The sequence below is a fragment of the Pseudodesulfovibrio profundus genome (assembly GCF_900217235.1).
Classification (GTDB): domain Bacteria; phylum Desulfobacterota; class Desulfovibrionia; order Desulfovibrionales; family Desulfovibrionaceae; genus Pseudodesulfovibrio; species Pseudodesulfovibrio profundus.
The window spans coordinates 3,819,870-3,832,159 of sequence record NZ_LT907975.1 but is presented as its reverse complement, the minus strand read 5'-3'; the positions used below and the strand labels follow the sequence as shown (position 1 = coordinate 3,832,159).

Annotated in this window: 11 protein-coding genes and 1 tRNA gene; 11 read left to right on the top strand and 1 reads right to left on the bottom strand. The window is 53.3% G+C overall.

All coding sequences use genetic code 11. From position 1 onward, the window contains the following. A complete protein-coding gene (locus DPRO_RS17870) occupies positions 1–1,041 on the top strand; it encodes a tyrosine-type recombinase/integrase (protein WP_097013293.1) in 1,041 nt (346 codons plus the stop codon). 395 nt (positions 1,042–1,436) lie between these two features. Here the strand turns inward: DPRO_RS17870 and DPRO_RS17865 are convergent, their stop codons facing one another. Further along, complete coding sequence (locus DPRO_RS17865) at positions 1,437–2,504, bottom strand: IS5 family transposase (RefSeq protein WP_097010253.1); 1,068 nt, start codon at positions 2,502–2,504, stop codon at positions 1,437–1,439. A 261-nt stretch (positions 2,505–2,765) separates the two neighbouring features. Here DPRO_RS17865 and DPRO_RS17860 point away from each other — a divergent pair, with 261 nt between their 5' ends. From DPRO_RS17860 to DPRO_RS17815, 10 genes are all read left to right on the top strand, one after another. After that, positions 2,766–3,104: a PilZ domain-containing protein gene (locus tag DPRO_RS17860; RefSeq protein WP_097013292.1), complete on the top strand. Its 339-nt coding sequence runs from the start codon at positions 2,766–2,768 to the stop codon at positions 3,102–3,104. 253 nt (positions 3,105–3,357) lie between these two features. Next, complete coding sequence (locus DPRO_RS17855; protein ID WP_097013291.1) at positions 3,358–4,770, top strand: Do family serine endopeptidase; 1,413 nt, start codon at positions 3,358–3,360, stop codon at positions 4,768–4,770. Between the two features lie 47 nt (positions 4,771–4,817). Continuing rightward, complete coding sequence (gene ispE / locus DPRO_RS17850; RefSeq protein ID WP_097013290.1) at positions 4,818–5,702, top strand: 4-(cytidine 5'-diphospho)-2-C-methyl-D-erythritol kinase; 885 nt, start codon at positions 4,818–4,820, stop codon at positions 5,700–5,702. A gap of 137 nt (positions 5,703–5,839) precedes the next feature. Continuing rightward, positions 5,840–5,914 (top strand) — tRNA-Gln (locus DPRO_RS17845). Between the two features lie 36 nt (positions 5,915–5,950). Continuing rightward, positions 5,951–6,886 carry a ribose-phosphate diphosphokinase gene (locus DPRO_RS17840; protein ID WP_097013289.1) on the top strand — a complete coding sequence of 312 codons (936 nt, stop codon included), beginning with the start codon at positions 5,951–5,953 and terminating at the stop codon, positions 6,884–6,886. A gap of 96 nt (positions 6,887–6,982) precedes the next feature. Beyond that, the gene (locus DPRO_RS17835) at positions 6,983–7,615 is read left to right on the top strand and encodes a 50S ribosomal protein L25 (protein ID WP_097013288.1); all 633 of its coding nucleotides are present in this window, start codon (positions 6,983–6,985) and stop codon (positions 7,613–7,615) included. Between the two features lie 125 nt (positions 7,616–7,740). Continuing rightward, positions 7,741–8,406, top strand: coding sequence for an aminoacyl-tRNA hydrolase (gene pth, locus DPRO_RS17830; protein ID WP_097013287.1), 666 nt, complete (start codon positions 7,741–7,743; stop codon positions 8,404–8,406). Between the two features lie 89 nt (positions 8,407–8,495). Then, positions 8,496–9,011: a CarD family transcriptional regulator gene (locus DPRO_RS17825; protein WP_097013286.1), complete on the top strand. Its 516-nt coding sequence runs from the start codon at positions 8,496–8,498 to the stop codon at positions 9,009–9,011. A 303-nt stretch (positions 9,012–9,314) separates the two neighbouring features. Beyond that, positions 9,315–10,676: a transcription termination factor Rho gene (gene rho / locus DPRO_RS17820; protein ID WP_097013285.1), complete on the top strand. Its 1,362-nt coding sequence runs from the start codon at positions 9,315–9,317 to the stop codon at positions 10,674–10,676. A gap of 130 nt (positions 10,677–10,806) precedes the next feature. Further along, positions 10,807–12,225 (top strand): M48 family metallopeptidase, encoded by a 1,419-nt coding sequence (locus DPRO_RS17815; RefSeq protein WP_097013284.1) that lies wholly within the window; start codon positions 10,807–10,809, stop codon positions 12,223–12,225. The last annotated feature ends 65 nt before the right edge of the window (positions 12,226–12,290 follow it).

The window sequence follows — 12,290 nt, the reverse complement described above, 5'->3', positions numbered from 1 at the left end:
ATGATGTCCCTCTCCCTTTGCACCCGCCCAGATAGGCCGGGATATTTTATCCGCATAGACGGCAAACGCCACAGCCTCAAACGGTATGTGGGGCGCACTGTCACGGACAAAAGGGAGGCAGAGCGTGTCTTCAAAGAGATAAAAAAGCAATACCTTGCGGGAAAACTGGTAGAGCTAAAGGGGGAGACAAGTAAAACTTTTGGCGAGTTTAAAGATGAGTATTTGGAATGGGCCAGAGAAACAAAAACCCATTCATCCTACGATGAGGACCGCGTAGCATTCAAGAAGTTCAGCCAAATGATCGGTGACTCTACTCGAATTGATAGGGTGACCCTTAAACACGTCGACTTATTCGTTGCCCAGTGCCTCAAGTCTGGCAACAAAGCAACCACCATAAACAAAAATATTCGTCACCTTCGGGCTGCTATGGGAAAGGTCAAAGAGTGGGGCTATATGCGCCAAAATCCTATAGCCTCGGCCAAAGAAATACCCACAGAAAAAAAGCCGCCGACCTACATTGATGGCAACCGCATATCAAAATTTTTGGCCGGGATATCTGACATAGACCTCCGAAGAATGACAGCGGCGTATATCTCTACAGGCAGGAGGCGCAACGAACTGTTGAATCTTGACTGGTCGGACGTTGATCTACAGCGTGGCGAGTATCTTGTTCGCAAGGCCAAGGGACACCTTACAAGGTGGTATCCAATCAACGCCGCCTTTCGAGCCGTGTTGGAGTCGATAGGCCCACAAAACAACGGTTGGGTGTTCCATCGTTGGCGATCTCCGCACACAATCAGCAGATACACAAAGCGTGAATTACGAGCAGCTGGCCTTGGACACCTAAAACTCCACTCCCTGCGCCACACATTTGCAACTCAATTCATCGAAAAAGGTGGGAACTTGCGGGTGCTCCAAGACCTAATGGGACACACTGATTACACAACCACAGAGATTTACGCGCATGTCGCAGACAGCCACCTCAAAGAAGAGGCAGACCGTGTGAAGCTCGGCCCGATAGACCTTTTCGCCGCAAAGTAGCCACACAAAAAACGTCCCAAATCCGTCCCAAAAACGAAAAAGCCCCGCAAACACGGGGCTGGTTACCGGATTAGGAATCCTGTGCTCTATCCACCTGAGCTATGGGGGCACACGGATGACCGTACTGGCGATCACCGGGGAAATCTCCTAGCCGACCCAACGGGAAAAGGCAAGTCTTCACACCCATCAATATAAAACATACCACTGATGCCGATAAATGACATCAGGATTCAAACGCTTAAATGGCGTGAGACCTCTGCGCATCCCCTTTTCGCGTCCGTGCCTTGCGCTCCGCACCCAATTTGATGTTCTGACCGCACCCCAGCTTGGGCTCATTCCCGGCCTTTTCCTGCCATTTCTGGCCGAAATGCCGGATTTTGGACGCACCTCTCCCTTCAGGCTCGCGCCAGTCGAACAGCTTTTTTCAAATTGAACGCCATGGCGAGGATGTGGAACTCTCCCTCCACCTTCTCACGACCCACGTATCGGGACCGAAAGAATGCGTAGCCACGTTTGAGTGTGCCGAAGGCCCGCTCGACTATTTGCCGAATGCTGCTGATGTCACGGTTGCGGGTCTTTTCGAAGTCTGTCAGCCTGCCGCCACGAGGCGTCTTGTCCATGGTTCCGTCCTCCAAATCGCGATCAAACAGAATGTCCCGGTTCTTCCCGCTGCAATAGCCCTTGTCCGCATAAACCCGTGCGCCGGGATCAAGGCCGACGCCATTCACGAGCCGCTCGAATTCGCCCGTGTCCGAATGGTTCGCGGGAGTGATGTGACCACAGAGCAGAAACCCGTCTCGACTGTCCGTCGCGGCATGGAGCTTGTAGCCGTAATAGGCCCGATTTCTCTTGCGGAGCCAGGCCGCCTCCTCGTCATCCGAATAGCTGACCCGGCAGTCCACCGGCCCATCCTGTTCTTCGGCGTCCTCGGAACGGTCCTCAGGCATCACGTCGATAACCTTGCGCGGCCGCCGCTGCGACTCGACTACCGAGGCGTCCACCACGGCTCCCTCACGGACAAGAAGCCCTTGTCCTTCAAGCTGGCGGTTAAGCATGTCGAGCAAGGAGTCCAGCACCTTCAGGCGGATCAAACCGTTACGGAAACGGCATATGGTGGTCTCGTCCGGCACGTCGTCCTCGATGGAAAAACCGGTAAATCTGACAAAGGAGAGCCGGTCGAGCAGCGCCTGCTCCACGCCCGGATCACTCAGGTTGTACCAACGCTGCAAGAGCAGAATCTTGAACATCGCCAGAGGCGGATAGGCGGGATTGCCCACGGCGTTGGCCTTGCGCCTGATCTTCTTGCACAGAAAGGCGTTGATGGGCTGCCAGTCGATGAGTTCGTTGATCTCATCCAGAAATGTGGTCTTGGTTCTGCGGTGCCCCAGGAAGTAATCACCCAACCGAGGTCCTTTCTGCCGAATAGCCATGCCTTCCTCCTTTGGATGGAGAAATAATAGCATAATAAATCAAATAGTTAAAGAGTAAAAGTGTGGGATTTGCCGTGCAGAGGTCTCGGCGTTGTTATAATCGACGCAAAACGTTTGTCTATAACGGTCCCGGCGAGGTATAAACTGGGTAGGTAGTTGATAAGCGACATAGAAGCAGAACTCCAACTCATTCTCTTTTGCCCATTACCACCGACAATTCGTTCAGATAATGCCCTTCGACGCCAAATGTCGCACAGGTGTTGTCGTATTTTTTTGGCCTGAAAGGAGGCAAAAATGGACGAAAGAAGAAGGTATCAGCGGTATCAGTTGGATCAGGAAGTTTCGTGTGAAGTATTGTCGGGAGAAGGCACCAGCTACAAAGCCTACCTCTATGACATCAGCTCCAACGGAGCCAGACTGAAGTTTGAGGAGAACCAATATCCTTATGAAATGGCTGTTGGCGATGTGGTCAATGTGTACAACTACAGCCAGGGCGGTGATTACATTGACGAACGCATGACTGCGCAGGCCGTATGGTATTCCGACAGTTACTACGGCATCGAGTACGATGGCTCCATCGTGAAGACCATGGACAAGCTGCTCAAGGCATACCCCACTGCCAAGCCCATCTAACCGACATTTTCAATCCACACTCGCCAGGACGCCTCTCCCCCCGGAGGCGTCTTTTTTGCGCCTTTCCGCACTCTCACACCCAGCCAATCAAAGACCGAAATCAGTGGTGTCATCCACCAATGAAGACACCGGTTGTGCATTTTTTTCGATGCAATCCATTGCACACTGTTTACAACACAAAAAAATGACATATACTCAACAAACTGTGGGAATAATCCACCATCCTGTTTTCCGCATCCTTTTAGGAGGCTATATGATTCGACGCATTGTAAAAATACCTTTTATCCTCACACTGCTCCTGCTTTTGCCGGCGTTTGCACAGGCCAACGGCCTGCCCGTGTTCACGGAGCTGGCAGCCGAAGCCGGTAAGTCTGTTGTCTTCATTTCCACCGAAAAGACGGCTACAGCCACACCGCCAGGCCAGCAGTTTAGACAGCAGATTCCTGATGGACATCCGTTCAAGGATTTCTTTGACCGATTTGATCAGTTCTTCGGCCAGCAACCCGGCCAACCCCGCACCCAACGCGGTCAGGGATCAGGGTTCATCATTTCATCCGACGGCCTGATAGTGACCAATAACCACGTCATCGAAGGCGCGGATCGCGTCACGGTCACCCTGCAGGGGAACGAGGAAGAATATGAAGCCGAAGTGATCGGCAGCGACAAGGAAACCGACCTCGCTGTGATCAAGGTTGATATCAAGCGTGACCTGCCGACGCTCTCTTTTGGCGACTCAGACGCGATTCAGGTCGGAGAATGGGTGCTGGCTATCGGCAACCCTTACGGCCTCGAACATACGGTGACGGCCGGTATCATCTCGGCCAAGTATCGCAACCTGCGAGTTGGTCCTTTTGACAACTTCCTGCAGACCGATGCTTCCATCAACCCGGGCAACTCGGGTGGCCCCCTGCTGAACCTCAAGGGCGAGGTCATCGGAATCAACACCCTGATCAATGCAGCGGGACAGAACCTCGGCTTTGCCGTGCCGTCCAATCAGGCCAAAAAGATTATCGCCGACCTGCGCAAGGGCAAGAGCGTCAAGCGCGGCTGGCTCGGCGTGACCATCCAGCCTGTGAGCGAAAATCAGGCCAAGGCTCTTGGTCTTGATGAGGCCACCGGTGCACTCATTGCCTCGGTCGGCAAGGGACAGCCCGCTGATCAGGCCGGTGTCCGTCAGGGTGATGTCGTGCTCAAGGTCAACGGCAAGGAAGTATCTGACAACAACGAACTGCTCCGACTTGTGGCAAGCCTCAAGCCCGGTGACAAGGCACGCCTGACACTGTGGCGCAACGGCAAGGAAACCACACGAACCGTCATTCTTGGCGAGCGCGGCAAGCAGGTCATGGCATCCATGCAGCCCAAGGCCCCGAGCAAGCCTTCGAGCGTCCTTGGCATGGGCATCAAGCCCGTCAACGAAAAGGAAGCCGCTGCCCTCGGGCTGGAAAAGGTCCAGGGACTGCTGGTAATACAGGTTGCCCCCAACTCTCCGGCAGCCAATGAAGGCATTCGACAAGGTGATGTGATCATCCAGGCCAACCAGCAGGATGTGAACACCTCTGACGAACTCGAAACCGTCATCGAGCGCGACAAGAAGCGCGGTGCGGTCATGCTGCTTCTCAAGCGGCAAGGACAGAACATCTTCGTGGCCCTGCCCATCGACGAATAACAAACAACAAAACGGGGCTCCGACCGGAGCCCCGTTATCCTTTATACATGTCCATTCAAGAACCCATTTCCGAATCCATCCTCGCGTCTCCGGCCAAAATCAATATCTACCTGAAAGTACTCGGCCTGCGTCAGGACGGGTATCATGAACTCGACACGCTCTTCTATCCGATCCACGGACTCTACGACACCATACGCATAGAGCCCGGTCACGACGAGCACATGTTCATGCGTTGCCCTGAAAATCCTGATCTGGAATCAACATCCAACCTTATCTATAAGGCATGGAAGGCATTTGGCGAAGCTACAGGGTATCAACCCGGTATGTTTGTCACACTGAACAAGAACATTCCCATGGGCGGCGGCCTGGGGGGCGGTTCGTCCAATGGCGCAACCATCCTGCGCTGGCTCAACGAGAATGCCGGGACAAAAGCCCTCCCCCATGATGAACTGATTCAGCTCGCAGTCGGACTTGGCGCAGATGTTCCTTTCTTTCTGATGGATGGCCCTGCTCGGGCGCAAGGTGTAGGCGAAAAGCTGGAAGCGAGTGACATCTCCCTGTCCGGCTTCACCCTGCTTCTGGCCATGCCCGATTTGCACGTTGATACGCCGTGGGCCTTCAAGGCGTGGGACGAAAAACAGGAATCCATATCGATCAAGGAATCCTTGACAACGCCCGCGAACCTTACTAAGAACTCTTCTCCCGATTCGACCTTGGTTGTGGAAAACGACCTTGAATCGATAGTTTTTTCGCAGCATCCAGAGCTGCGATCAATCAAGGAAAGGCTTATGCAGTCTGGTGCGATGGCCGCATCAATGAGCGGTTCCGGAGCCACGATTTTCGGATTGTTCAGAGATAGAGCGAACGCTGAAAGTGCTGCTGCCCACCTTGAGAAGAACGGTATTGAAATATTCATGACGGCCTGTTCATGACAGACCGTCGGCCGAAAGGCCGGTCCTGCAAAGCGATGCCGACCACCGTTCCCGTCACGAAACGCTGACGGACGTTGTTGACAAACGCCGAATAATCGGGCAGCAACGCAGCGAACGGCTTGAAGCAATATACATGCTGGGGCGTCGTCAAGTGGTAAGACATCAGGTTTTGGTCCTGACATTCGGGGGTTCAAATCCTCCCGCCCCAGCCACTTTTTCCATAAAACATTGCATTTGCGGGGATTGACATGCACGGAGAGTTGAAGATCATCAGCGGTTCTGCGAGCCCGCAGTTGGCTGAGGCCATCTGCGAACATCTGGGAACCAAACCGTCACCGGTACTTCGTGAGCGCTTTTCCGACGGTGAAATCCGTATCGAAATTGGCGAAAACGTTCGAGGCGATGACGTCTTTGTCATCCAGCCCACCTGCTCTCCCGTCAACTACCACCTCATGGAACTCTGCCTGATGCTGGATGCGCTTAAGCGTGCCAGCGCTTCTCGCGTGACAGCGGTTGTGCCGTACTTCGGCTACGCCCGTCAGGACCGCAAGGTCGTTCCAAGAGCACCCATTTCCGCCAAGCTGGTTGCCGACATGTTGTCCGCAGCAGGCATGCAGCGTCTGGTCACTTGTGACCTGCACGCAGGCCAGATCCAGGGATTCTTTGACTGTCCCGTGGACAACCTGTTCGCCGCTCCCGTTCTGCTTGAGCACCTCCGCGATCGTGATGACGACTTCGTCATTATCTCTCCGGATGCTGGTGGTGTGGAACGCGCCCGTGCCTACGCCAAGCGCCTCGGAGCCTCCCTTGCCATCGTCGACAAACGTCGCGACGCACCCAACCAGGCTAAAGCCATGCACATCATTGGCGATGTCCGCGACAAGGTCGCTGTCGTCGTTGATGACATGATCGACACTGCCGGTACCATGTGTGCAGCCGCCAACGTCATCATGGATAACGGCGCCAAGGAAGTCATGGCCAGCGCCACGCACCCGGTTCTTTCCGGTCCTGCAATGCAGCGCCTTGAGGAATCCGCATTTTCCGAAGTCATCGTTACCGACACCATCCCTCTGAACGGCGAAAATTGCTGTCAGAAGATCAAGGTTCGTTCCGTAGCTTCCCTGTTGGCCAAAGCCATCAACAATGTGCACACGGAATCTTCCGTGTCCGTACTGTTCGTATAAAGAAATATCACGGCGGTTGAACCTCAGCCGCACAACCTTTTAAAGCGCGAGCGTCCGTTCATGGTGAACGGCCAGGGCGTAACAAGGAGAACTATCATGGCAGAACTGCTCAAACTGAATGTTCAAGAGCGTACCAAGCTGGGCAAAGGCCCCAACCGTCGCCTCCGTGCCGCTGGCATGGTCCCAGGCATCTACTACAACGCCAAGGGTGCAAACCTTCCTGTCCAGGTAGAGCTGGTTCCTCTGGAAAAAGCTTACGCACAGGTCGGTAACTCCCAGGTTTTCGAACTGGTCATCGAAAAAGATGGCAAGACCGAAACCATGCCTGCACTGCTGTGGCGCATCCGCAATGAGCCGATCCTCGGATTCCCCGAGCATGTCGACTTCTTCGGCGTAGACTTGGATTCCGAAATCAAGGTTTCCGTACCTTTCGAGCTGGTTGGTTCCGCTCCGGGCGAAAAAGCCGGTGGTACTCTGCAGGTGCTTCGTGACACTGTTGAAGTTGTCTGTAAGCCCATGTCTATTCCTGAGACCATCACCATCGACATTTCCGGTCTCGAGATCATGGACTCCGTCCACCTCGAAGACATCAACTTCCCCGAAGGTGTCGTTCCCACCTTTGAAGAAAACTACGCTGTTATCACCGTTGCTCCGAAGGCTGAAGAGTCCGAAGCTGAAGAGGGTGAAGAAGAAGCTGCGGAAGAAACTGCAGAAGCAACCGAAGAATAACTTCGGACCCAATAATGTTATGATCTCCCGGAGCACGGTTATCCGTGTTCCGGGAGTTTTTGATTCCTGGCAAAGACGCTGCTATACTGCTTTGCACACTCCAAATGTAACCTTGCGGCACCACCATGGAATATAAAAGCGTCATCGTCGGCCTGGGCAATCCCGGCCCCAAGTATGCAGATACCCGCCATAATATAGGGTTCATGCTCATAGATTCTCTGCTCACCATGGGTGAAGCTCGCAAGAACATGCGCCTGGAGCGGATTGAGGAATCTGGAGACTACGAACTCTGGAAGATAAAGTTCGCCGGGGCATACCGACTCCTCGCCAAACCGCAAACCTACATGAATCGAAGCGGAAAGGCTGTCGCCAAAATATGTGGACGGCATGGCCTTACTCCAGATAAGGTGATGGTCATCCACGACGAACTGGATCTGCCAGTCGGTCGCATGAAGCTCAAGAAAGGCGGTGGAAACAATGGTCACAATGGCCTTACTTCCATTCAGGAGTTTCTCAATACCCCTTCTTTTTACCGCTTGCGATTGGGAGTTGGTCGACCGGATGACAAGTACAAACCTATCAGCGATTGGGTTCTGGAACCCTTTCTTCCCGAAAATGCCAGCCATATCCCTGAAGTGATGGCCCACGCCAGCAAAGGGTTAGATATTTTTTATAGACGAGGCGCAGGCTTCGCCACTCAGCACATCAACAGTTTTTCCATCACAGTACCCGAAGAGAAAGAAAAAACAGAAGAGAGAAAAGAAGAGACCCCGGCAAGGACCGACAGCTAGTCGGCTTTCTCCATGGACTCTTTCGTCCGTTTTAGGTATGATCTCTATCTGCGCATGTGAAAAGCCAGAAGCAAGGAGCTTGGTTTCCAGTGTTCAAGGTTAATGAATTAGTTGTGTATCCCTCTCAGGGAGTTGGTCGAGTCGAACGAATCGAATCGCAGGAAATCGGTGGTGTCAAAGCCGACTTCTATATCGTTCGTATTCTTAGCAACAACGTGACATTAATGGTGCCTGTTGCCAATGCCACCAATGTTGGTTTGCGTCCTGTCTGTGACGCTGAGCATGGTCATGCTATTTTCGAGTCCCTCAATGACCGTTCCGAATTCACCGGGTATACCGGGCAGAACTGGAACCGACGGTATCGTGAGTATTCCGAAAAACTGAAAAGCGGCGATCTCGGCGATGTCGCTTATGTTCTCAAAGAACTGTTCCTTATCGGAAAAGACAAGGAACTCTCCTTTGGTGAGCGCCGCTTGTTGGAACAGGCAATGGGACTGGTTTCCATGGAACTTGCTTATTCCGTGGACCGCGATCAGGAATCCATTAAGGAAGACATCAACGAAATGTTTGCAGACGTCATCGCAGCGCAGGAATCCAGCGAATAAACATGTACTGGTACGTTTTTATCGAAAGATAGACGTTAAGGGGTTGTCAAGGCTTCCTGTTTAGGATAACTCGGTTTTGTCGCCGCATCTGCGGCTTGATTCATATACCCCACAATATTGTTTTCCAGCGCACAGCGCTGACAGACCGCAGCACGAGGTAATGACAATTACCCCCTTTGGGCACTTCTATGATTTGCCCCTCTCACCCCGCATTATCAGCAGGTGACTACAATCTGCGACGAAGCCCGAAAGGGCTCATCAATATATCATGCTAAAACCCTTTAAAAACTGAATTTCACACCTATGCCCGAAAAGAAAACCGGCAAAGAAACCACAAAGCCAAAACGCAAGCCCGCCACAAAAAGCAAGAAAAAACCAGTTGTCAGCACGTCTACCAATGGTAACGGCGTCAGCAAACTCAATCTTGCGGAACTCAAACTCAAATCCATGCAGGATCTCACTGACCTGGCTGTACAGCTGGAGGTAGAGAACCCAAGCGGCATGCGCAAGCAGGAGCTGATTTTCGAGCTCCTGCAGCAGTGTGCCTCCCAAAACGGCCAGATATTCGGCGACGGCGTTTTGGAAATCCTGCCCGACGGATTCGGCTTCCTGCGTTCTCCAATGTACTCTTACATGCCGGGCCCAGACGACATCTACGTGTCTCCGTCCCAGATTCGCCGCTTCGGACTGCGTAAAGGTGATGTTGTCTCCGGACAGATTCGCCCACCGAAAGAAGGCGAACGCTATTTCGCACTACTACGGGTCAGCGAAATCGGCTTTGAAAAACCCGAACACTCCAAAAATTTGGTTCTGTTCGACAACCTGACCCCACTGTATCCCGAAGAACAGCTCAAGCTGGAAAACGGCGACAAAAATTACTCCTCCCGCATCATCGATCTTCTGGCTCCTATCGGTAAAGGCCAGCGCGGCGTCATCGTGGCACCGCCCCGCACCGGTAAGACCATCATGCTCCAGACCATAGCCAACTCCATCAATGCCAATCATCCCGAGGTCGATCTGATCGTTCTCCTCATTGATGAACGGCCTGAGGAAGTGACCGACATGCAGCGCACAGTCAAGGCAGAGGTTGTTTCCTCCACCTTCGACGAACCGCCGCAGCGCCACGTTCAGGTTGCCGACATGGTCATTGAAAAAGCCAAGCGACTGGTCGAGCGCAAGCGTGACGTTGTCATTCTTCTCGATTCCATCACCCGACTGGGCCGTGCGTATAACGCTGTCACCCCGTCGTCCGGCCGCGTACTTTCCGGCGGTATCGATGCCAACGCTCTGCAGCGTCCCAAACGATTCTTTGGTGCCGCTCGAAACATCGAGGAAGGCGGCTCCCTGACCATTATCTCTACCGCTCTCATCGACACCGGCTCCCGCATGGATGAAGTCATCTTTGAAGAATTCAAAGGAACCGGCAACATGGAGCTCTACCTGGATCGCCATCTCTCAGAGAAGCGCGTCTACCCTGCCATCGACATCAACCGCTCCGGTACCCGCAAGGAAGAGCTGCTTCTCGGCGAAGATGTCCTCAACCGAGTCTGGATTCTCCGCAAGCTCCTGTCACCCATGAGTTCCATGGATTCGATGGAGTTCCTGAGAGGAAAGATGAAAGGCACCAAAAACAACAAGCAGTTCCTCGACTCAATGTCCAAATAGGAACAACCAAAACGATACAAACGAAGCGGCCTCCGGGCCGCTTCGCTGTTTAGTGCATATCCACGCACAAGGTTGCCTTACCCCCATAAATGATTACAATGAGCGCAATCAACTCAACACAGGATTGCCCGTGAAACGCCTTTCCATCATATTTGCCCCGTTGCTTGCGTTGTTGCTCATTGTAACTCCGGCAGTATCTGCGCATGCGAGCATCTTACCGAAGAAGATCACCATTCGTGACGAAAACGAAATGGGCAGGAACTTTGATCGCCTCATCCGCATGCAGATGGGCATGGTCGGTGATACCTACATCACCGATTATGTGGACACGCTCGTTCAGCGCATCGTTGCGGCCAAGCGCCCTATGCCGTTTACTATCACCAGCGCTGTCGTCGCCAATCCGATACTCAACGCCTTCGCCATCCCCGGCGGATATATCTATATTTTTACAGGGCTGATCCAGGAAGTGGAATCCGAATCACAGCTTGCTGGCGTCATTGCACACGAACTCGCGCACGTTTCCCAGCGCCACATGGCGAGCCGGCTAGAAAAGCAGGGTAAAATCGGGATGCTTTCCGTAGCCGGAATGCTGGCCGGTGTATTTCTCGGCATGGCAGGCGGCGGAGATGCTGCCCAAGCCGTGATGATGGGTACACAGGGGCTGGCGCACACCGCCATGCTCAAATATTCGCAGGACGATGAACGCGAAGCAGATCACGTCGGTCTCAACTCCATGGTCAAGGCCGGATACAACCCTGAAGGCATGCCACAGACCTTTGAGATCATGATGAAGAACCGCTGGTTTGACAGCGGCGCAAATATCCCTTCGTACCTGTCGACTCACCCGGGTCTGACGGAACGTATATCCTATCTGAACGACAGAATAAGCCGCATGCCTCCAGCCTTTGGAGAACGCGAAGACAACGATGCCCTGCTCAAGCGCTTGCAGCCAATGGTCCGCGCCAAAATGTCCCCGGCCAATACCGCCCTCGCCTACTTCAACAACAAGCCCAAGGCCGAGTATTCCGCCATGGACTACATTGGACTCGGCATAGCGCATCAGCGCCTCAAGGATAACAAGAGCGCTCTTGCATCGTTTCAGAAAGCGTTGGAAATGGATGCCAATGACCCGTTGGTCAGTCGTGAAACCGGCATTTTCTTTTTCAAGACCGGACAGCACGACAAGGCATTCCCTTACCTGCAAAAGGCCGTCATCCAGAATTCACGCGATGCTCTGGGACTTTTCTACCTGTCACGCCTTCAGGCCGACGCCGGTCAATCCGACCGAGCCATCGCCAACATGAAAAAAGTGCTCGATCTAGTCCCTGAAGATGCGGAAGTTCACCAGCACCTCGGACGCATGCTCGGCCAGTCAGGCGATGTTTTCAGCGGCAATCTGCATCTTGCCTATGCGGCCATGTATTCCGGCAACATAAAAAAAGCCAACTATCACGCTGTACAGGCTGAAAAAGATGCAAAGTCGGATGAGCAGAAAAAACGACTGGAAGATTTTCAAAATACCCTCAAGGAGCGAACGGCCGACACCTAAGACCCGCGCTTGAAGAGCGGGCGGTTTTAACGTATCCTCCCAACCTCATTTTTACCTAACCCCGG

Bases quoted from the DNA above. Each gene is read 5' to 3' on its own strand.
- DPRO_RS17855 (WP_097013291.1), top strand. From the start codon at position 3,358: ATGATTCGACGCATTGTAAAAATACCTTTTATCCTCACACTGCTCCTG.
- ispE (WP_097013290.1), top strand. From the start codon at position 4,818: ATGTCCATTCAAGAACCCATTTCCGAATCCATCCTCGCGTCTCCGGCC.
- DPRO_RS17840 (WP_097013289.1), top strand. From the start codon at position 5,951: ATGCACGGAGAGTTGAAGATCATCAGCGGTTCTGCGAGCCCGCAGTTG.
- DPRO_RS17870 (WP_097013293.1), top strand. From the start codon at position 1: ATGATGTCCCTCTCCCTTTGCACCCGCCCAGATAGGCCGGGATATTTT.
- rho (WP_097013285.1), top strand. From the start codon at position 9,315: ATGCCCGAAAAGAAAACCGGCAAAGAAACCACAAAGCCAAAACGCAAG.
- DPRO_RS17865 (WP_097010253.1), bottom strand. From the start codon at position 2,504: ATGCTATTATTTCTCCATCCAAAGGAGGAAGGCATGGCTATTCGGCAG.
- DPRO_RS17835 (WP_097013288.1), top strand. From the start codon at position 6,983: ATGGCAGAACTGCTCAAACTGAATGTTCAAGAGCGTACCAAGCTGGGC.
- pth (WP_097013287.1), top strand. From the start codon at position 7,741: ATGGAATATAAAAGCGTCATCGTCGGCCTGGGCAATCCCGGCCCCAAG.
- DPRO_RS17860 (WP_097013292.1), top strand. From the start codon at position 2,766: ATGGACGAAAGAAGAAGGTATCAGCGGTATCAGTTGGATCAGGAAGTT.